The organism is Pseudomonadota bacterium, from assembly GCA_038533575.1.
Taxonomy (GTDB): domain Bacteria; phylum Pseudomonadota; class Alphaproteobacteria; order Rhodobacterales; family Rhodobacteraceae; genus Shimia_B.
Window position 1 is genome coordinate 2,077,287 of record JBCAYL010000001.1, and the last position, 20,272, is coordinate 2,097,558.

Here is a 20,272-nt window from a genome sequence, read left to right on the forward strand (position 1 = left end):
GCGTAGTGTCGCGGCCCGGGTCAGGCCGCGACGGATGTCGTGATGTCTGAGAGAGCGTCGGCGATCTCGTCGATGGCCCCCATGCCGTCGACGCCGCGCAAAAGCCCCTTGGCATGGTAGTAGCCGATGAGGGGCGCGGTCTTCTTGTAGTACTCCATGAGGCGGAGCTTCAGGCTCTCCTCGTTGTCGTCCGCGCGCACGGGCTTGCCCGCGGCGCGCGCCTCTTCCGCGCGGCCCACGATGCGGCCCACGAGAGCATCATCGTCGACCTGTAGCTCGATGACGGCATCGAGTGTCTGGCCCGTGCGGTCGAGAAGAGCGCCCAAAGCGTCGGCCTGGGCGAGCGTGCGCGGGAAGCCGTCGAAGATGAAGCCTTTGGCCTCTACGGTCGTGAGCTTCTCCTCGATGAGGCCGATGACGATCTCGTCGGTGACGAGGCCGCCTGAATCCATGACCTCCGCCACCTTGCGGCCCATGTCCGTGCCCGAGGCCTTGGCCTCGCGAAGCATCTCGCCGGTGGAAAGCTGCACCATGCCATGAGCCTCCACGAGGCGCTCGGCCTGCGTTCCCTTCCCGGCGCCCGGAGGCCCGAGAAGGATGAGGTTGACTGTGCGCGAAGGGGTGGTCGTTCCGTCCATGGCCCTACACCCGGTTCATGCGGTTGGCGATGAGATCGTCGACGACCGACGGATCGGCGAGCGTGGACGTGTCGCCCAGCGCGCCGAAATCGTCCTCGGCGATCTTGCGCAGGATGCGGCGCATGATCTTGCCGGAGCGCGTTTTAGGCAGGCCCGGCGCCCACTGGATGAGATCGGGCTTGGCGATCGGGCCGATCTCGGCGCGGACCCAGGTCTCGAGCTCCTTGCGGAGCGCGTCCGACGGCTCTTCCCCGCCCATGAGGGTGACATAGGCGTAGATCCCCTGCCCCTTCACATCATGGGGGTAGCCGACGACGGCCGCCTCGGCGACCTTGGCATGGGCCACGAGCGCGGATTCAACCTCCGCCGTGCCCATGCGGTGGCCGGAGACGTTGATGACGTCATCGACGCGCCCCGTGATCCAGTAATCGCCATCCTCGTCGCGGCGGCAGCCGTCGCCCGAGAAGTAGTAGCCTTTGTAGTCGCTGAAATACGTCTTCTCGAAGCGCGCGTGATCGCCCCAGACGGTGCGCATCTGCCCGGGCCAGCTGTCCTTCATGCAAAGGACGCCTTGGACGCCGTTGCCCTCGATCACCTCGCCGGAGGTCGGCTCGAGCACGACAGGCTGCACGCCGAAGAAGGGCTGCTGCGCCGCGCCGGGCTTGAGTGTCGTGGCATAGGGGAGCGGCGTGAGCATGTGCCCGCCTGTCTCCGTCTGCCAGAACGTATCGACGATGGGGCAGCGGCCTTGGCCCACGACATCGTTGTACCAGTTCCACGCCTCCGGATTGATGGGCTCGCCCACCGTGCCCAACACGCGAAGCGAGGAGAGATCGTGCTTCTCGACCCACTCCGTCCCCTGGCCCATGAGCGCGCGGATCGCCGTGGGCGCGGTATAGAATTGGTTGACCTGGTGCTTGGCGCAGACCTCCCAGAAGCGGCCCGCATCCGGGTAGGTCGGCACGCCCTCGAACATCACGGTCGTCGCGCCATTCGCGAGGGGACCATAGACGATGTAGCTGTGGCCCGTGACCCAGCCGACATCGGCGGTGCACCAGAAGACGTCGCCCTCCTGGTAGTCGAAGACGACCTCGTGCGTGAGCGAAGCATATACGAGATACCCCCCCGTCGTATGCACCACACCCTTCGGCTGGCCCGTGGAGCCAGAGGTGTAGAGGATGAAGAGCGGGTCCTCTGCGTTCATCTCCTCAGGCTCGCATTCGGCGGAGGCCTCCTCCGCGCGCGCGGTGTAGTCGCGGTCGCGGTCGTTCCAGACGATCTCGCCCCCCGTGCGTTTGACCACGAGGCACTGGACATCGTCGCCGCAGGTGGCGAGCGCCTTGTCAGCATTGGCCTTGAGCGGCGTTTCTCGTCCGCCCCGCGGCGCGAAATCCGCGGTGATGACGAGCTTGGCGTCACAGCCTTGGACCCGCGCCGCGAGGGCGTCCGGGGAGAAACCAGCAAACACAATGGAATGGATCGCGCCGATGCGCGCGCAGGCGAGCATCGCATAGGCGGCTTCCGGGATCATCGGGAGGTAGAGGATGACCCGGTCGCCCTTCGAGACACCCAAGCCCTTGAGCACGTTTGCCATGCGGCAGACGGAGGCGTGGAGGTCACGGTAGGTGATGTGGAGCGGCGCGTCCGTCGTAGGGTCGTCGGGCTCCCAGATGATGGCCGTCTGATCGCCGCGGGTGGAGAGGTGACGGTCGATGCAGTTCGCGGCGACGTTCAGCGTGCCGTCCTCGAACCAGCGGATATCGACGTTGCCGGGCTCGAAGGATGCGTTTTTCACCTTGGTGAAGGGCTTGATCCAGTCGATCCGATGCGCCTCCCCGGCCCAAAAGCGATCGGGATCGGAGACGGACAAGGCATACTTATGGGTGTATTCGGCGGGGCCCACATGGGGGGTGCGGGCGCTGATATCTTTGGGTGCCATCGGGTATCCTCCTACGCGGTCGGCGGGCGTTATGGGTCATCCGCCCACTTGCGACCTTGGCTAAGCATACAGAGGTATCGGCGTTTTCGACGTCGTCCGACTTGATCTAGATCATGTTCGGAAAGGAAATTCACAAATCCACATTTTAAGATTTACAAACTGCAAACGCGCCGGTTTTCTAGACACTTAGCAGGTGCCGTGGCGTCAATTCGGTATACAAGTGCATGCAGATTGGGCGCGTCGCCTGAAAATGTGTCGTGAGGCAAGTTGACGCATACAATGGCATACCGCGCTCCCTCGACGGCAGTCGCACACGTTTAACGCGAATCAATGGCCCCGATTCTGCCAAGCTCGTGAGCTTTCGAAAGTCTCGTCGCGCAAAGCAACGCCAGCACCCTGCATCCGCCGGCTCACTGGCCCTCCTCAGCCCTAAGGCCACGGACGGAGAAGCGGCTTTGGCCGCTAGTGAGACAGGCAGGCGATTTCTTTTCCCCGGCAGTGCGCATATCAAAAGCATTCAAATGCAGTAGCGCCCATGGGAGCACGGCATGGATATCGTCCTGATCCGAACCTTTCTGGAAGTCGCCGCCACCGGCTCGTTCGTCAATGCGAGCGAACGGCTCTTCGTCACACAATCGGCCATCAGTCTCAGGGTGCAGCGGCTTGAGGATGCGCTCGGCAAGCAGCTCTTCACGCGCTCGAAAACGGGCGCGGATCTGACGCCGGCCGGCCGGGAATTCGAGCGCTACGCGCTTTCCCTCGTGAAGATCTGGGAAGAGGCCCGGCAACAGATCGGTGTGCCAGAAGGCTATACGAAATCCCTGACCATCGGGGCTCAATACTCGCTTTGGCCGCGCCTCGGGTTCAGGTGGATTGATGAGATGCAGAGCGCCATGCCAACGCTCAATATCCGCGCCGAGCTCGGCATGCCTGATCGCGTGACGCGGCTCCTGGTGGAGGGCATGGTGCAGATCGGCCTGCTCTACAGCCCTCAGCTCCGACCGGGTCTGAGCGCCCGCAAGGTGCTCGACGAGGAGCTCGTCCTTGCGGCGTCCTTCGAGGCGGATCTCGCGGGGATTGCCGAGCACTATGTCTTCGTCGATTGGGGGCCAGAATTCGTGCACGCCCATGCGCTCGCCTTGCCAGAGCTCACGAACCCGGGGCTGACGCTCTCGCTCGGCGCACTCGGCGCAGAGTATGTCGTGCGGCGCCAAGCGGCGGCGTATATGCCCGCGCGATACATCAAGCGCTACCTGGACGAAGGCCGCCTTCACCTCGTGCCAGATGCACCGCGCTTCCCCTATCCCGTCTGGTCGATCTGGCGCGATGACCTCGATGCGGACGTGCGGGCGACGGCGGAGGCGTCCCTTGTGGCAATCCAAACACAGATTGACGCGGAGCAAAGCGCGGTGATCGCTGATCTCGCCGAGATCAGCGCGGGCAACCTCGTGGAAGTTCTTGGTAACGTTGACCAATTCGAATGACATGAGAATAAATCGCGTCATACCTAATTATTTTGAATTTCTCTTGATCATCCACTGTTCCTAATTCCCGGTTCAGCAGAAATGCTCCCGCCCTCAGAGGACGGGTCAGACTTCTTTGGGAAAGGAAAGACCCATGAAAAAAGAACTCAAACTCGGTGTGGGCGTACTTGCTCTTATTTCGGCGCTGTCGGCTGCATCGGCTACGGCTCAAACGCTCACGGGCCGCGACTCCGTGGCAGGCGAGCGGAACGAAGACCTTGTGGAAGCCATCGAAGAAGACGCGGAGCGCGAGCTTGATCGCTTCGGCAACGAGGGCCGTCCGCAGGGCTTCACCGGCTCCTTCGCGCTGCGCGGTATCGCCGAAAGCGGCAACACCGAAAGCGTGAACATCGGCATCGGTACGGACCTGAACTTCGTCTCCGGCCCCAACGGCATCGAGCTTCAGCTCAACTATGCCTATTCCGACGATGATGACTCGGAAGCCGATGAGAGCCTGTTCTACAACCTCGAGTACTCACGCGACTTCAGCCCGGTGGCCTTCGGCTTTGCAAAGCTCCAGGGCTCCTTTGACGACGCCACCGACGCGGAATTCCAGACCGACACATTCCTGTCCTTCGGCGCGGGCTACCGCGTCTTCAACGAAGCCGATCGCCAGTGGTCGCTTCAGGCTGGTCCCGGCTACCGGTTCGCAGATTTCAACGACATCGGCTCGGCAGACGTGAGCGAGGGCGCCTTCGGTGTGTCGTCAGACTTCGCACAACGGCTGAATGACACGGTGTTTCTCACCAACGACACGGACTTCATCTGGTCTGAAACGAACGAGCAGCTAATCAACGATCTCGCGATCAACGTCTCGATGACCGAGAGCCTCGCACTGCGGACGAGCCTCCTGACCGAATACACCTCGGACGTGAGCGCGCCCGCGCGGAATACCGACAACACGTTCGGTGTCTCCCTGGTGTACTCGTTCAACTAAACACACGAATTCCCGCGTGACCTTGGGGCGGAGCAATCCGCCTCATTTTTTTCGAGGCCAGCGACGGCACCGAACCCGCCCCTCGATTGCGGGCCGCTCAGCCACCCGCACCGCCACAAGATTTCAGAAGCCTACAATGCCCGCCGCTGCTGGCGCGGAAGGCCGTGGCGCCATGCAGGAAATTACCGAACGCGGACTTCCGCGCCCGTTTCCCTCATGGGCGATCCAGTGCAACACGCTCGGCATGCCTCACCATTCGGTCATATTCCGCCGCGACAGCCTGGGAAACGTTTGGCGGGACCTTATCACCATCGCGCAGGCGCTCGACTGCAGCCATGTCCCCCAACACCATCCGAGACACGCAGAACATCAGGGGGGCCTGCATCGGGAAGCCATTCTGCGTGAATGTGTCCGGAAGGGAGCGTAGGAAACTGACCTCGTCCTCGAAGTCATGTCGCGGTGCGATGTGCTCGGAATAATCCGCCACAAGCTCGCGAATGAATGACGGGATCGCCGCTAGTCCCATCTCGTCCGGATGCCCCCCGGGTGTGACATCCTCCCAGAAGGTCGGTCGGTATATCCCGCGCCTGGTTCGCTGCCACAGCTGTTGGTAGCGATAGCGCACGGGCGGATAGTCAGCCTTGCGTCCAAAAACGATCCTGAACGCCGAGCGAAGCGTCTTGCTCTCTATTGCGACGCTCGGCTGCGGATAGCAGTACCACCCCTTGAACGTCCATCCGACGGACAGGATCACACTGACACCTTCACAAGGCACGGCGCGGAACTTCCGTCCCGTCGGGACATAGGTCCAGCCCGCGGCAGACAGCTCCTCTGCCACAGACGCAGTGAGCGCTAAGGCGCTAACCTTCACCGGTGATGCGTTCACAAGCTTATGCTCCCCGGAGACTTTGACCGGCGATGCGGTCGCACCTCCCGGAGATTAATCTGCAGATGTCTCGCTGATACGGGTGAAACACTCCCTTCCCTATCAAACACACGCATGACGTTGTTCGTCATAAAAGTCAGGCACAGCACCGACACGCTCAGTATTGATGATAATCATCATATTCCCACGCCAGGTGGCGCGAGAGCTTTAGCGCGATGTCCTGCCATGTCACTCACGAGGCGCGACTGGCCAGATCGGTAACCATGTCCTTGATCTTGTCCTCATCGTATTCCGGCAAAACGAGAACCGCGCGCACAAACGCGCCCTCCGACGCAAAGGCTCGCGCAAGCGCCTTCGGCGAACATACCGCGAAGCTATTCCACGACGACGTTCCACATCCCTGCGCCATCCTTCCAGCTGGCAAGCCGCGTCCTCCAATCGTGATGACGAGCTTTGACTTCAAAGATCCGCCAAATCGTCTCGCTTGGAGTTGCTCACTCTTCATCAGTCGATGGTTTCTGCCACCGCGAAGCGGCGGAACGCATATTGCATCGCCACCAGTGTCAGAAGTCCGAGCACCGTCAATGTCAGCCAACTCGCCAATCCTGGCAATATCAACGTGGTGCCGAACATTCTGAACACCACGAGCCCCACGGCAAGCGACGCCACGATCGCGGCGAAGATGAAGACGGTTTTCGCGATGAACTCGACAATGGATCGGCCAAGAAATTCGAAGTCAGCCCGCCCCATCGCAACGAGCTTGGTCGGGAAGAGAAGATGCACGGTGTTCTCGACCGCATTGATGAGAAACGTCAACGGAAGCGCGAAGGCCGCCAAGACCAGGGCAACGCTCGGGGTGATGCGCGCCTCGAAGACCATCGCACTCGCGATCAGCACCAGTGTGATGCCATAGGCCAGCAGCGTCTGGACGACGAGCTGTCCGGCGCAGATGCGCCAGGGCGCGATGGGCAGAGTCTTGTAGATTTCCATCCGGCTGAGGTCGCCGCGAAAATCACACACCAGATTGCGCGGCAGGATGAAGGCAATGAATATGTAGATGATCATCATCGTCTGTTCTTGCGTCACTGGGGTGCCAAATGCCGCAGACACAGGCGCGATAGCGGCAGCAAGACCGGCAAAGACAAGGATGGGCTTGAGCGCGTTCCGCAGGGCGTTGAGTGCTTGGCGCATGGCGATGGGCCCCATACCGCCGAGTACGGGCGCCTGACGCAGGGAGCGCACCTCGGTCCGCTCCGTTGCCCAGAAGGATCCGCCTTGCTTGATGCGCTCCCATCGGCTGCTGAGCCGGGCATTCTCGGCGAGGGAGCGATCGGTCGTGCGCGCGTCGAGCACGATGACGGCCCGCAAGAGCGCCGCGTTGATGAGGATCGCGGCAAGCGCCCAAAGCGCCATGCCGGACAGCGAGGACGCCACGAAAAGCTCGGCAAACACGATGTAGGGGATCAGGATGATCGTCCCGATCCACGAATGCCTGAACTCGGCGAGAAGATCGAGAATCCCGAGGTCGGGCGACATCCCGGCATAAAGCGCGCCGGCGGCGCCGATGGCCACAAGACCCGCCAGGACGGACCATTTTATTTTCGCGTAAGGGCTGCCATCGAACGCATGCCCGACCATGCTGATCACGGCGCTGTTCAACTGAACGAACACGAGCGTCAGAAGCGTGGCGATAAACACGGGCACGATCGATGCCAGCTCCGGCTGCACGAGGGCCGTGACGAACACGCTGCTCAAGGCGACACCCGCGAGATAGGCCGCAAACTTGTAATGGATCAGATCCCTTCGGCGAAACGGCCCGGTGAAGAGAAAGTTGATCTCATTCGGTGAAAAATGGAACGTCGGGCCGGTCGTCATCACCACGGTGAGAAGCGACAGGCCAAGCATGGTGAGCGGCATGAACGTCAGGATCTGCGCGCCCATGGCGTGCCGGTCCAGCGCCCCTGTTCCGAAGAGCCCCGCATCCGAGGCACTGTTTGAGGCGATCAAGAACCAGATGATCCCCCCGAACGCGAGGGAGAACAGCAGGCCGCGCAGGCTTGCGAGCTGGAGGACGCGCTGGCGCAGGCCGCCCCGCAGCCGTAATATCAGAAGTTGGGAAAGCGCAGCATCCATGACCTAGAGCACCGCCGTCTCTGGGCTTTGCGCAGACGCCTGCGTGATCGAGAAATAGACCTCCTCAAGAGCAGAGGTGCTGTCGGTATGGCCAACCTCGGCCAGCAGGTCTTCCATCGTGCCAAATCGGCGGCACTCGCCAAGGTTCAGCACCATGATATGGGTGCACAAATTCTCGAACAGGCTCAAAAGGTGCGAGCTGATAATGATGGCCGCGCCAGCCCGCGCGCGGTCACGGATGGCCTCCTGGATGCCCCGGATCCCTTGAGGATCAAGGCCCGTCAGCGGTTCATCGAAAAGGATCACTTTCGGGTCGTGCAAGAAGGCACAGGCGATCGCCACCTTCTGGCGCATCCCCCGGGAGAGGTTGTGCACGAGCGTATCGCGCTTGTGTGCGAGCTCAAACGACGCAAGAAGCGCTTCGGCTTCCGTTTCAAAGTCTGCGATTTTGTAAGCCGCCGCCGTGAACGCCAGGTGCTCCCAAACCGTCATGGTGTCAAAGAGCCGTGGGTCATCCGGAATATAGCCAAGGTTTTTCTTGGCCTCGATGGGCGCAAGGGCCACGTCGTGGCCAGCAACCAAGAGTTGCCCCGAACTGGGCGGGATAATGCCGGACAACGTCCGAAGGGTGGTTGTCTTGCCAGCCCCATTGGGCCCGAGCAATCCTAGGATTTGCCCCGGTTCGACCGAGAAGCTGAGGTTCTTGACGGCCGTGAAGCCTTTGTACTGCTTGGTGAAATTCGTGACTGTGATCATCTGCCCTTGCTCAACACTCTCCGTTTCGCCGACGGTTCAGCGGGTTGGCGTTTGCGCCAAGACCGCGAAGCCCTCCGTCCCTCGCACCAGATCATGTCAAATCTAAGGTCCAGCCCGTTGATCCATGCGATCACCGGGTCCGGAGTAAATAAGAAATCGAAAAGGCCGCGTTTTATTGGGCGAGGCTAACATTGCGGTTGCACACGCAACGATCAGGTTGTCAGGCTAGCGGCAGCTTGGGCTAGACTGTGACACTGTGCATAGAATGAACGCCCTGCCTCGGCTTCATGAGTCCCGTTCCCGGATCAAGTCCGCGAGAGCTTTCCAATCAGCACCTCATACAGTTCGCGTCATTCCGGGAAACATAAGCCTATCTTGGTTGCGAGATGTTTTTGGCCGAGGGTCATCGACCAGGCCTCGAGGTCCGTCATCTTTATGCAGAAATCCTTGCCGCGGCACGCCAAGGTCTTGCGGAAGATGTGAGCCATGTACCGGGGGAGTTGCCCCGCTGCTCCAGCGCGGGCGCCCGCTAGATTAAAGAAGGCGAGGAGGGCTTGGTGTCGCATCTCCAAACGGTCGTCCTTCAGTATTACGTCCCACCAAGCGGCGCGGGCAGTGCTCACCGGCGATTTGAGATCCGGTTGCCCAGCGAGCCAGGTTACGAACGCCTGCATCCGGCAGAAGTCCGTGCCGCGAGTTATCGACTTCTCTCCCGACCACTTGACGAGATACCGGACGAAGTACTTGTCGAAGCCCACAAGGGGCGCCGCATAGCGCCTGGATCCTCCGCCCAGAAATTGTCCCTCGCACAATGGCTCTTTAAACACCTGGGAACCTTATCCTTGGGGCCGCAAAGCACCAAAGCGCGCACGGATGTACGTGCATGGCGGAAAAGACTGGCAAGAACCGGTGCTGCGTCCGAAATCACGCGACAATGCGCACCTTTTTGGGGGCGGCGCAGCAGTGCGCTTTGGTTGCCTTGTGATGGAGTTTATGGCGGAGACGAAGTCCGACATGTCAATACCTTAACTCATTGATGTAATGAATATTATTCACCAATGATGAGGGATCATACCTTACACTATACCACCCTCCGGCAAAGCTACTCTAAGGCAGGATCTTGGCCACTCCGCCAGCACGGCTTGGTTCTGTATTGGAAAGAACAAACAGCGCTTTCGAGGAAGAGTTTTTGCTGTCTTGCTTCCGAAATTGAGGTGCATCCGCAGCAGAGTATCAGCGCCGAATTTGCGGAAGGCTATCGCTTTTCCCGCCCGCAAGATTTTCAGGTAGAAGGGCTGAGGCGCTGCCACAGCGGCTGCACGCGGGACCGCTTCGACGATGAGAAATGTACGATCGCCGAAAAATACAGGAAGACCCGCACTGGGCGGGAAGCGGACATCCGCTGCGAGTGCGAGATACCAGTACCAACTCTCTGAAGGCAGACCTTCAGAGAGCAGTAGCGTTTCAAGGAAACATTTCAGATTCCCCGTAAAAGTAGAGGCATCTGTCTTCCGCCTCATGAGTCGACGAGTTCCTTGCAGTCATCTTCGGCAGACGGGGCACAATTGAGCTGCGTAGAATCATTTTGGATTCGGACGATCGATTGGTCGGGCACGATATCTCACGCAAGCTGAAGCCGAGAGTTCTTTGGAGCCTGGCCCGACCCATGAGCCAGCCGCTGCGCGTGTCAGAGGCTGCTTCGTTTCGTGCTCACTAAAATTGTCGCGCTGTCATCAATCTGAAGAAAACGGGGCCTACGCTTAATCTGCCTATCTGGAGGATTCCCATGGCCCTTGCCAAACAATTGATGACCAAAGCGCTGCCGCTCGCATCGGCACTGCTCATGACTACGGCGCTGACTGCCGTCGCACAAACCCAGGACGACCTCGTCAAAATCGGCGAGACGACCGCTCTCGTCGCAGAAGCCAGCACCCCGGGCGATGGGTTCGAGATCGTGGACGGCGCGTCCGCCGACATCGACTTCCCCTTCGTGAGCCGCATGAAGGCGCTCGCGACCGTGGGTGAGGTCGACGCCCAGACCGGCATGGCGCTCACGGGCTGGCCCGATGGCAACGCCGCGTGGCTGCGCGACGAGGACACCGTGCGCGTGGCCTACCAGTCCGAATCCTACGCCACGATGTCCACGGAGACCTATCCGTGGGAGATGAATTCCGGCGTGACCTTCACCGGCTCGCACATCCATTACCTCGACTACCAGCGCGCGGGCCTCGCCGATTTCCTGAACAATGACAGCGCCGCCTCCGAGATTCTCGAAGGCTCCGGCCACCTCTTCAGCACGATCTACAACGTGTTCGGCGACGAGGTCATCCCGCGCGCCGAGGGCGGCGTCTGGGGCAACCAGGCGCGCCCCGACGGTCAGCTTGTGGAGTTCGCGCCCGACTTCGTGTTGCAGAAGGCGGACTTCTTCTTCCAGTCATTCTGCGGCTCCTACTACGAGCCCGCCAACAAGTACGGCGAGGGCATCGGCACGGCGGACGACGTCTGGTTCAACGCGGAAGAATGGAACATCCAGCGCATGTTCGACCTGCGCAACGACGACGGCGATGTCGTATCCAGCGTCTGGGACACCAACATGGGCATGGGGCTGGCGTCCATCGCCATCGATATCGCCAATGAGACGGCCTACACAGTGCCCGCGCTCGGCCAGTCCGGCTACGAGAAGATCATGCCGATCAACTCCCAGCACCCCGACTACGTCGTGATGGTGCTCGCTGGCTACAACCAGAACATGTCGGTCGCGCCGCTCAAGATTTATGTCGGCCTCAAGGGCGCGGATGCGGACGGCACCCCGCTCGCCGCCGATGCCAACGAGCGTGACCAGTTCCTGGCGCGCAATGGCCTGTTGCACGGCAAGATCTACGGCGTGGCGGCGTCCATGGAGACGCTCGCCGAGCTTGGTTTCGAGAACCCCACCGCGCAGGAAGAGCTGGCCGACCAGTACATGGCCAACCCCGACGCGCCAACGCAGTTCGACGTGGCCTTCGTGCCGACGTCTTACCAATGGGGTGGCTGGGACAATCCGGTGGCCGTGGGTGCGACCGAGATCTTCAAGTGGTCCGAGGACGAGGAGCAGCCCGAGGGGCACCTCTTCTTCAACGGCAACACAAAGACCGAGCACCCCGCCGTGGACCCCGACATAACGAAGACCCGCTGGGTCCAGTCTATGTCGGAATATGGCGGCTACCTGTCGTTTGAGCTGACGAACCTGGCCGCTGAACTTGAGGCCGCCGATGGTGCGCTACCAGAGATGCTTACGGGCATCAGCATCCGGACGCTGCCATCCTTCGACGGCACGCTGACGGTGGAAGTGGGCGATAAGGGCATCAAGCACGGCGGCATGGGCACCCACGCCACCGACGAGAACGGCCTCGCCAAGTCCAACGACCCCGACGGTCTGCTCTGGGTCAAGGGTTCCGACGGCGACGTTCTGATCGTTGACGAAGACAGCGGCAACGCCTTCGGCGAGCGCAAGTATGCTCTCGTGCTCGACCCCGAGACCATGCAGCTGAACGAGCCGGGCAAGGGCTACTTCCTCGCCATGGCCGGCGGCACGGAAAGCCCGCGCGCGCAGGCCGGTGCCACCGCTCTTGCCGGGGCCATTGACCGCCCGCGCACCTCGGAGTTCTCGGGCTCCTGGACGCTGACGGCGCTTCTGTCCCAGAAGGGTGACGGCAGCTTCTACACGATGGATGAGATCGCGGGCACGGGCCGTCAGGAGATCATCGGCTCCGTGCCGATGAACGAACAGCTCCTGATGGGCGTGGTCCAGCACCGCACGAAGTCTGGCGGTCAGGTCATGTCCGTGGAAGCGGACCGTGGCGGCCAGGTCTTCATGTTCCAGCTCAACCTGCCGGAGCAGGCCTACGACGTCGGCATGCTGTCGGAGTAAGCGCCTCCATATCGCTCTAGAGGGGGCCGCGAGCATTTCGCGGCCCTTTTTCGTGCAGAGTACTCTCGGAACTCAAATATGCCCCTGCTGCCCATCTTCCACGCTCTCGGCGTCTTGCTCCTCATCGCTGGGGCAGCGCACGCAGCCGATCATACGAACGACGCGCCGCCCTTCATGGAAAGGGTGGCGCCGCCAGAGACCGGAATGCTCATCCTCGTGCGGCACGCAGACCGCAACCAGGGCGAGACAGACCTCAACGACACGGGCCAGGCCCGGGCCGCCGTCTTGCCCGATGCGCTCGCGGACCTGCCTCTTGATGCCATCTACCACGCGGATTTTCTCCGCAACGCGGATACCGCCGCGCCACTGGCGTCAGCGCTGGGGCTCACGCCGCAGGTTCTGGAGCCCGATGAGACGCTCTCGACTCGGCTCGTCAACGCCGCCGAGAGATCAGCAGTGATCTGGATCGGAAATGTCGGCAACCTGGTCGACTTGTGGGAGGCGCTCGACCTCGGCGGGGCCTCGCCCACACGCTACGGCAGCATCGCGATTCTCACGGCGCAGGACGGGCGCTGGCAGGTGGCGTGGCGGACGTTCGAGCCCTAATCGCTACTGAACCGACCACATATCCAGCCCCTCATGCCCCTGTGATTTTAGGCAAGACGGGCAGCCCCAGAGCGGCGCGGTCCGCCGTGGACCGTCTCCGACGTCATGTAGCAGAAAGTCACTCAGCGGCATGTACGTCTCGCCCGCATGCTCGAAGGTCCGCGTGACATGGCAGGACGCGCAGCCCCGTTCTTCAAAACGCGCCTGATCATCGTCCGTCGCAAAGGGCAGGCCCGGACTCGGCGATAGAACCTCGAAGGCCGCGTTGAGCCGGCGCATCTCCGCCTCGCCACGAATGGTGATCCCATGCGCGCCTGCGGCGATGGACGCGAAATCCTCGAAGCGCCCGGCGGACAAAGCGCTACCGAAGATCCCGACACTCGGCCCCTCCTTGCCGCTCACGAAGCGCATCCGCCCGGCGATGCCGTCATCGTCGAGGTCGTAGGCATCTTCGAAGAGGAAGGGCCATTCCTCTGGTAAGCCTTTCAATGCAGCGAGCCCGACGATGTCGATCCCGCCATCCGGTGTCAGATGGCAGGAGACGCATTGCGCGACGAGGTTGGTGCCGTCTCCGGGTGGCTCAGCCCACGCCGCGCTACCGAGGAAGGCCAGCGAAAGAGCGAGCGCGCGTCGCACTTAGGAGACAAACAGCGCTGAAGCGCGCCGAAACTCTGCGCCGAGGGTGGCGGCGGCGACGTTGAGGTCGGCGAGAACAGGGCTGTCCGCCGGCAGGCTCTCGAGACCGCGCGTGTCCCGGCGCAGCGTGCGCAAAAGGTTCGTCGAGGCCGCGTTGATCGCGTTGTCGACCTCGGGGTCGGTAAGGCCGACATAGGGCTCGATATTGCGCCACATCGACAGCGCGCCCACGAGGCGGTCCGCGACGACGGCGGCGTCCATACCGTATTCCGTAAGAACGAGGTCCTCGGCCCAGGCCCCGCTTTCGAGGTAGCCCGCGATCATGCCCAACTGTTCGGCCAGCAGATCGGCATCGCGGCCCTCTTGGCGCGACAGGATCTCTGCCCGCGCGGCCTCCGTGGCGTCGGAAAGCTGGAGTGTCGCGTCCGCGAACGTCTCCCGAATGTCCTGCGCCGGCCCTTCGCAGGCCTCCGCGCACTTGGCCGCGCTGACCGCGACGAGCGATGTGAGCGTCGCGTCGTCGAGCAATGTGGCCTCGGGCGTGTGATGGAAGAGCCACCCCGCGGCATTGTAGCGCGACACCATCGTTTTCAGCGCGAATTCCGCCTGGCCAGACAGCTTCTGGTAGGATGCACCCTTGTCGGCGAGGTCGACCACCTGCCCGCCGAGGACCGCGCCCGCGCGGATGCCCGACGCCGCCATTTCCCAGTTGGCCAGAACGGCTTCCTTGGCGCTGAGCGTCGGGTCGTAATTGCCGAAATTGCCCTCCGGCAGCTTGATGGAGCCGTCCTGAGCGAGGCTCGTCATTGGAAGAAGGGCGATGAAGGCGGAGGTCAGCAGCACGCGCATGGTCGGTCCTTTCGGGAAACTGTTCCACGCGGTGTTACAGAACCGACATGACAGCGGCGTAACACCGTTACGAAAACGGTCCGGACAAAGATGTAGCCAGCCCAGACTTTGTTTCTTATTAAAACGGTCAGGAATCACCATTCCGGTTTTCTGAAAGGATGAATGACAGATGACCAAACCACTTTTCCCGCTGATTTTGGGTGCGACCCTCCTCACCACACCTGCGTTCGCCCAGACCTCTCGCGACGTCATCGACGGCTACGCTGACCTGGCCTTGGCCAAGTACAGCGACAGCCTCGCGGCCGCGCGCACGATGCAGGAAGCCATCGACGCCCTCATCGCCGCCCCCTCCGCGGAAACCCACGCCGCCGCGCAGGCCGCCTGGCTTGCCGCGCGGGTGCCTTACCAGCAGACGGAGGCATACCGCTTCGGGAACGCGGTGGTCGATGAGTGGGAAGGCAAGGTGAACGCCTGGCCGCTCGACGAAGGGCTGATCGACTACGTGGACACCGCGCTTTATGGCGAGACGAGCGAGGAGAACGGTTTCTACACCGCCAACATCGTCGCCAACCCGCGCGTCACGGTGGGTGGCATCGACCTCGACGCGACGGAGATCACGCCAGCGCTGCTACAAGAGCTTCACGAGGTTGACGGCATCGAGGCGAACGTGGCCACGGGCTACCACGCCATCGAATTCCTGCTCTGGGGTCAGGACCTCAACGGCACGGACGCGGGTGCGGGCGCGCGCAGCTACACCGATTTCGACCCGGCCAATTGCACCAACGACCACTGCAACCGCCGCGCAGCCTATCTATCCGCTGCCTCGGTCCTCCTGATCGCCGACCTCGAGGAGATCGTCGCGGCATGGAGCGCGGATGGGGCAGCGCGAGCAGATCTTGCGGGGCAGTCAGACGCGCAGGGGATCTCCTCCATCCTGACGGGGCTGGGCTCGCTCTCCTATGGCGAATTGGCGGGCGAGCGCATGAAACTCGGCCTGATCCTGCACGATCCCGAGGAGGAGCATGATTGCTTCGCCGACAACACCCACAACTCGCACTTCTACAACGCGCAGGGCATGCAGAACGTCTATCTCGGGCGATATGTGAGCGCGGATGGCACGGTCATCGAGGTGCCGTCCCTCTCCGCCCTGCTAGCCGAGGTGGACCCGGCGCTCGATGCCGAGATGACCGCGAAGTTCGCGGCGACCATGGAGGCGATGGGCGTTCTCAAGGCTCGCGCCGATGACGGCGTCGAGAACTACGACCAGATGATCGGGTTCGGCAACGAAGAGGGCAACGCCGTGGTACAGGCCGCGATCGACACACTCGTCGACCAGACCGCTACCATCGAGCAACTCGTCGCGGTGCTCGACGCCTCCGATATCAGCGTCGAGGGCTCAGACAGCTTGGACGATCCGACAGCGGTCTTCCAGTAATCGCGCCTGACGCGCCCGGCGGGCTACACGCCGGGCGCCACCTTTTGGGGACCTTTATGCCGCATATCCGCAAAGCGCTCACCGTCGCGGGCCTCGCGGCCATGGTTGCAGTGCCCGTCTTCTCGGAGACGCCGGCCGAACGGAAAGCGCGCATCCTCGCTCCGACAGTCGATTTCACCGCTGCTGAGCCCTTCGAGGCGCTGCAAGGCGGCTCCGGCTCTAACCGCGAGCGGTTCGATAGCAACGCCTTCTCGCTGCCGTCGGCGGCGCTGAGCTTCAAGCAACGCTCTGATTTCTTCGTCGGCAATGGCGTCTTCGACCGGCCCTGGGTGGCGGCACCGTCCTCGACCATCGGCTCCGACGGGCTCGGCCCCTATTACAACGCGCGGTCCTGCCAGGGCTGTCATATCAAGGACGGTCGCGGGCATCCGCCGGAACCGGGCGAGATCAATATGGTCTCCATGCTCTTCGGGCTGAGCGGCCCGGGCGGCGCGCCCGATCCCGTGCTCGGGCAACAGTTGCAGGACCAGGCTATTCCCGGCTTTGCAAGCGAGGGCCGCGTGACGGTCACCTACGAAGACGCGCCGTTCGTCTACTCCGACGGGACGCAAGTGGTGCTCCGCAGACCTGTCTATGAGACGGATGCTGGCTTGGCCGATGGCACCTCCCTCAACCCACGCATCGCCCCTCCCATGATCGGGCTGGGCCTGATCGAGGCGATCCCGGAGGAGGCCCTCGCCGCCCGTGCAGACCCGGACGACCGGGACGGTGACGGCATTTCCGGGCGGCTCGCCATGGTTGGCGACGCAGTGGGCCGCTTCGGCTGGAAAGCGACCGCCGCCACCGTGCGGACGCAATCCGCGCAAGCCTTCAGCCACGATATGGGGCTCTCGACCACGCTCAAGCCCGCGCCTTGGGGCGATTGCACGGAGTTTCAGGATGCCTGCCGCGACGCTTTCCACGGCGATAACGAGACCGGCCCCGAGATCGCGGAGGCTTTGCTCGAGCTCGTGACGTTCTACTCCGCCAATCTCGCCGTCCCGGCCCGCCGCAACATCGACACGCCAGAAGTTCTCTCCGGGAAGGAACTCTTCTACGAGGTGGGCTGCACCGGCTGCCACGTGCCCAAATTCGCCACATCCGCCGGGGCTGCGCCCGAGCAGCGCAACCAGCTCATCTGGCCCTACAGCGACTTCCTCCTGCATGACCTCGGCCCCGACCTCGCCGATGCCAACCCGACGGGAGACAGGCCGGGCGCAGAGTGGCGCACGGCGCCGCTCTGGGGGATCGGGCTGACAGAAGCTGTCAATGGCCACACCTATTTCCTCCATGACGGGCGGGCGCGGTCGCTGGAGGAGGCGATCCTCTGGCACGGCGGCGAGGCGGCTGCCGCGCGCAAGAGCTTCGCGGCACTGCCTTCGGATGATAGGCAAGCGCTTATCACTTTCCTGGAAAGCCTGTGATGCGCGCAGCCTTCTTCATCCTTCTGACCTGCCTGCCCGGCGCAGCCGCGGCCGAGACGCGCCTCGCCCCGCAGGACGCCGCGCTCTTGCAGGAAGCGCTGGTGACAACAGCCGACACCTTCATCCTGCCAGCCTACGAGGCGCAGTCAGAGGCCGCTGACGAGCTCGTCACGGCGCTCGGGGCCTATTGCGCGTCCGAGGCCCCGCTCGACCCGGTTCACACCAGCTTCGCGGACCTGTTCCTCGCCTGGCAGCGGAGCAGCATCGTGGGTCTCGGACCCATTGCCGAGGCAGAGGGCCCCATGCGCGTGCAGCTCTGGCCTGACCCGAAGGGCTTCTCCGCCCGGGCAACGCGGGCCGCCAGCGCCAGCGCGGATCCGAGCCTGCTGGCTCCCGGCGGCCTCGATGGCAGGTCGATCGCCCTCACCAACCTCACGGCGCTGGAAGGATTGATCCATGAGCCCGTAGCTCCGGGCAGCTTCGGCTGCGATCTGACCGTCGCGATTGCGGGATTCCAGGCAGACCTTGCGATCGGTCTCGTCTCTGCATGGACGCCAGGTAGCGACTACCGCGCGCTCTTCGACGATCCCGGAGTAGAAAACCCAAGATACGCGTCGGTTGACGATCAAGTGCGCGATCTTTTGGCGGGCGCGGTGGTCTACGTGGACCGTCTTCGGAAGTTCAAGTTGCTCCGTGGCATGGGCAGTGCACCTGGTGAAGCCCGCGCCGAGCGGACGGAAGCCGCCGCCAGCGGGCTGGGCCGGGAAAGCATCGCAACGGCCTTCGCGGCGCTTGCCGATCTCTACGACACACCCTTTGGTCTCTTCGACATGGCTCCGGAGATCGGCGGCTCTCTCGAGTACATCGTCCTATCGCAAACGGCCGTCTCGCTCGCCACCGACGTCACTCTGATGGACGCCAGCCTCACCGACATCGCCCGCGAGGATGGCCAACACGCGCAGGACCTGCGGCGCATGGCGGACGCGGTTCTTTTCCAGGAGCGGTTCCTCAAGACGGGCTTCCTGTCGTCCATAGGGCTCACCGCCGGGTTCACCTCCGCCGATGGAGACTAGGCGGACCCTCCTCGCGCGCCTGGCCCTCGGCCTCGGCGTCGCCGCTTGCGGGGGTGGGCGGCTCTTTGCCCAACCGGCGGAGCGTGCGGTTTATGCCGCCATCGAGACCTCCGCCCATACCGGCCTCAGCCAGGCGCGTTTCTTCTCGGCCACGGGCGCGAGCGTCGCCACCGCCCCGCTCGATTTCCGCGCCCACGGTTTGTGCGAGGACGGCGACAGGATCGTCGTGTTCCCGCGCAGGCCCGGAAACCGCTTTGCCGTGATGGACGGAACCACCCTGGAGATTGTCGCCCATGTGAGCGCGCCACAGGACAAACACTTCTACGGTCATGGCGCGTTCACGCGAGACGGAAAACACCTCCTCGTCACGGAAAACGACCTTGAGACGCTTGCCGGTGGCATCGGTATCTACGAGGCCAAGGGCGGCTTTCGTCGGGTTGGGCAGGTCGTGCTGCCGGGCTCGGGACCCCATGAGATCGTGCGCGATCCCCAGCGCGATATCTTTTACGTCGCCTTGGGCGGCCTCCAGACCCACCCCGCCTATGGCCGCACGCCTTTGAACCTTGGCGACTTTCGAAGCCAAATTGTTGTTCTGGAGCATGACACCGGTGCGATCAGCCCCATGGGGTTCTGGAGCGGGACCGAAGGTGTTTCTCTGCGCCACCTCAGCGTCACCGGCGAAGGCCGCATGATGGTTGGCGGCCAGCTTGTCGACGCCGCACGTGGCTCCGCGCAGAACGTACTCTGGCACGTCGCGGGAGGTGCGGTAGACGCGTTGGAGGACGGCGTACTTCTGGACGGCTACGTGTCGTCCGTTGCAAGCTACGGGCAGCGGACGGTTGTCACGTCTAAAGAGAGTGGCTGTGTCCTGACCTTCAACGGGGCCACGTTAGAGCGTTCCAACATTCTGACCGGCGCCTCCGCGGCTGCTTTTGGATCGCGGGAACCCATCGCGTCGGGTTATGCAGTTTTGCGGCTAGGTGGGGTGGACGTCGCTGTGAGCGATCAGTTTGAGTTCGATAATCACGGCTTGAGCCTTCGCGCGACATGAGGAACGATTGAAATAGGGCCCTGTTCACACGCTAAACTCAACCTTCCATGGGCGCTGTGCAGGGCGGCGAGCTCTCCGCATGTTACTATGCTTGCCGCGCTTCCTAGCCTCAGCGGCAGACCTCTGAGTTGGTACGTCAATTCCGAGAGCACGGTGCTATGGAGGCGACCGCCCGCATTGAAAGTCACCGCACTACAGACCTCGGCTTAGACTGAAATCTAGCGGCCGAGGCAAACGCCATCTATTCAGCCTGCTACCGCAGAATTCAGGAAACCCACTGAATGTCGGCTTTGGGCCGATAGCAGACATTCGCTGCATTCGCGTTTGGCACCTGAAGATATCGAAGTGAGACTTTCGATTTCCGCAGAATGCTTCGGCTTCTCTGCAGCGCCGCACGCCCCTTTCAAACCGGACAATTTTGGCGCTTCAGACGGCGC

At 62.6% G+C, this 20,272-nt stretch carries 16 protein-coding genes; 8 read left to right on the forward strand and 8 right to left on the reverse strand.

The genetic code is table 11. The annotated features are described in order from the left end of the window. Nucleotides 1–20: 20 nt before the first annotated feature. Together AAFM92_10475 and acs are read right to left on the reverse strand one after the other, a co-directional pair. Nucleotides 21–638 carry an adenylate kinase gene (locus AAFM92_10475; protein ID MEL7300798.1) on the reverse strand — a complete coding sequence of 206 codons (618 nt, stop codon included), beginning with the start codon at nucleotides 636–638 and terminating at the stop codon, nucleotides 21–23. Between the two features lie 4 nt (nucleotides 639–642). Next, the gene (acs, locus tag AAFM92_10480) at nucleotides 643–2,577 is read right to left on the reverse strand and encodes an acetate--CoA ligase (GenBank protein ID MEL7300799.1); all 1,935 of its coding nucleotides are present in this window, start codon (nucleotides 2,575–2,577) and stop codon (nucleotides 643–645) included. 548 nt (nucleotides 2,578–3,125) lie between these two features. Between acs and AAFM92_10485 the strand changes: the two genes are divergently transcribed. Further along, entirely contained in the window at nucleotides 3,126–4,061 is a 936-nt protein-coding gene (locus AAFM92_10485; protein MEL7300800.1) for a LysR family transcriptional regulator, read from the forward strand. 133 nt (nucleotides 4,062–4,194) lie between these two features. After that, complete coding sequence (locus tag AAFM92_10490) at nucleotides 4,195–5,037, forward strand: DUF481 domain-containing protein (GenBank protein ID MEL7300801.1); 843 nt, start codon at nucleotides 4,195–4,197, stop codon at nucleotides 5,035–5,037. A 214-nt stretch (nucleotides 5,038–5,251) separates the two neighbouring features. Here AAFM92_10490 and AAFM92_10495 read toward each other — a convergent pair whose 3' ends face one another. The 4 genes from AAFM92_10495 to AAFM92_10510 form a co-directional block, all read right to left on the reverse strand. After that, the gene (locus AAFM92_10495; protein MEL7300802.1) at nucleotides 5,252–5,791 is read right to left on the reverse strand and encodes a hypothetical protein; all 540 of its coding nucleotides are present in this window, start codon (nucleotides 5,789–5,791) and stop codon (nucleotides 5,252–5,254) included. A gap of 636 nt (nucleotides 5,792–6,427) precedes the next feature. Beyond that, entirely contained in the window at nucleotides 6,428–8,056 is a 1,629-nt protein-coding gene (locus AAFM92_10500) for a putative ABC exporter domain-containing protein (GenBank protein MEL7300803.1), read from the reverse strand. Between the two features lie 3 nt (nucleotides 8,057–8,059). Further along, the gene (locus AAFM92_10505; protein MEL7300804.1) at nucleotides 8,060–8,812 is read right to left on the reverse strand and encodes an ABC transporter ATP-binding protein; all 753 of its coding nucleotides are present in this window, start codon (nucleotides 8,810–8,812) and stop codon (nucleotides 8,060–8,062) included. Between the two features lie 350 nt (nucleotides 8,813–9,162). Continuing rightward, a complete protein-coding gene (locus AAFM92_10510; protein MEL7300805.1) occupies nucleotides 9,163–9,570 on the reverse strand; it encodes a hypothetical protein in 408 nt (135 codons plus the stop codon). Between the two features lie 1,049 nt (nucleotides 9,571–10,619). On the opposite strand from AAFM92_10510, the gene AAFM92_10515 reads away from it, so the two are divergent. Beyond that, on the forward strand, nucleotides 10,620–12,722 hold the full coding sequence (locus tag AAFM92_10515) for a calcium-binding protein (GenBank protein MEL7300806.1): 2,103 nt from the start codon (nucleotides 10,620–10,622) through the stop codon (nucleotides 12,720–12,722). 78 nt (nucleotides 12,723–12,800) lie between these two features. Further along, nucleotides 12,801–13,328 (forward strand): histidine phosphatase family protein, encoded by a 528-nt coding sequence (locus tag AAFM92_10520; protein MEL7300807.1) that lies wholly within the window; start codon nucleotides 12,801–12,803, stop codon nucleotides 13,326–13,328. 3 nt (nucleotides 13,329–13,331) lie between these two features. Here AAFM92_10520 and AAFM92_10525 read toward each other — a convergent pair whose 3' ends face one another. Next, the gene (locus AAFM92_10525) at nucleotides 13,332–13,964 is read right to left on the reverse strand and encodes a hypothetical protein (GenBank protein MEL7300808.1); all 633 of its coding nucleotides are present in this window, start codon (nucleotides 13,962–13,964) and stop codon (nucleotides 13,332–13,334) included. After that, the gene (locus tag AAFM92_10530) at nucleotides 13,965–14,813 is read right to left on the reverse strand and encodes a hypothetical protein (protein ID MEL7300809.1); all 849 of its coding nucleotides are present in this window, start codon (nucleotides 14,811–14,813) and stop codon (nucleotides 13,965–13,967) included. A 169-nt stretch (nucleotides 14,814–14,982) separates the two neighbouring features. Here AAFM92_10530 and AAFM92_10535 point away from each other — a divergent pair, with 169 nt between their 5' ends. Genes AAFM92_10535 through AAFM92_10550 form a run of 4 tightly spaced genes read left to right on the forward strand, consistent with a single transcriptional unit; the run spans nucleotide 14,983 to nucleotide 19,835 of the window. Then, nucleotides 14,983–16,248, forward strand: a complete 1,266-nt coding sequence (locus AAFM92_10535) for an imelysin family protein (protein MEL7300810.1) — start codon at nucleotides 14,983–14,985, stop codon at nucleotides 16,246–16,248. 56 nt (nucleotides 16,249–16,304) lie between these two features. Then, nucleotides 16,305–17,711 (forward strand): di-heme oxidoredictase family protein, encoded by a 1,407-nt coding sequence (locus AAFM92_10540; GenBank protein MEL7300811.1) that lies wholly within the window; start codon nucleotides 16,305–16,307, stop codon nucleotides 17,709–17,711. Beyond that, nucleotides 17,711–18,784 carry an imelysin family protein gene (locus AAFM92_10545; protein MEL7300812.1) on the forward strand — a complete coding sequence of 358 codons (1,074 nt, stop codon included), beginning with the start codon at nucleotides 17,711–17,713 and terminating at the stop codon, nucleotides 18,782–18,784. The genes AAFM92_10540 and AAFM92_10545 overlap by 1 nt, the downstream gene beginning before the upstream one ends. Then, the gene (locus tag AAFM92_10550; protein MEL7300813.1) at nucleotides 18,774–19,835 is read left to right on the forward strand and encodes a DUF1513 domain-containing protein; all 1,062 of its coding nucleotides are present in this window, start codon (nucleotides 18,774–18,776) and stop codon (nucleotides 19,833–19,835) included. The genes AAFM92_10545 and AAFM92_10550 overlap by 11 nt, the downstream gene beginning before the upstream one ends. The last annotated feature ends 437 nt before the right edge of the window (nucleotides 19,836–20,272 follow it).

Coding starts and splice junctions, on each gene's coding strand:
- AAFM92_10545 (MEL7300812.1), top strand. CDS start 17,711: ATGCGCGCAGCCTTCTTCATCCTTCTGACCTGCCTGCCCGGCGCAGCC.
- AAFM92_10485 (MEL7300800.1), top strand. CDS start 3,126: ATGGATATCGTCCTGATCCGAACCTTTCTGGAAGTCGCCGCCACCGGC.
- AAFM92_10535 (MEL7300810.1), top strand. CDS start 14,983: ATGACCAAACCACTTTTCCCGCTGATTTTGGGTGCGACCCTCCTCACC.
- AAFM92_10505 (MEL7300804.1), bottom strand. CDS start 8,812: ATGATCACAGTCACGAATTTCACCAAGCAGTACAAAGGCTTCACGGCC.
- AAFM92_10520 (MEL7300807.1), top strand. CDS start 12,801: ATGCCCCTGCTGCCCATCTTCCACGCTCTCGGCGTCTTGCTCCTCATC.
- AAFM92_10540 (MEL7300811.1), top strand. CDS start 16,305: ATGCCGCATATCCGCAAAGCGCTCACCGTCGCGGGCCTCGCGGCCATG.
- AAFM92_10550 (MEL7300813.1), top strand. CDS start 18,774: ATGGAGACTAGGCGGACCCTCCTCGCGCGCCTGGCCCTCGGCCTCGGC.
- AAFM92_10490 (MEL7300801.1), top strand. CDS start 4,195: ATGAAAAAAGAACTCAAACTCGGTGTGGGCGTACTTGCTCTTATTTCG.
- AAFM92_10515 (MEL7300806.1), top strand. CDS start 10,620: ATGACCAAAGCGCTGCCGCTCGCATCGGCACTGCTCATGACTACGGCG.
- AAFM92_10475 (MEL7300798.1), bottom strand. CDS start 638: ATGGACGGAACGACCACCCCTTCGCGCACAGTCAACCTCATCCTTCTC.
- AAFM92_10530 (MEL7300809.1), bottom strand. CDS start 14,813: ATGCGCGTGCTGCTGACCTCCGCCTTCATCGCCCTTCTTCCAATGACG.
- acs (MEL7300799.1), bottom strand. CDS start 2,577: ATGGCACCCAAAGATATCAGCGCCCGCACCCCCCATGTGGGCCCCGCC.
- AAFM92_10500 (MEL7300803.1), bottom strand. CDS start 8,056: ATGGATGCTGCGCTTTCCCAACTTCTGATATTACGGCTGCGGGGCGGC.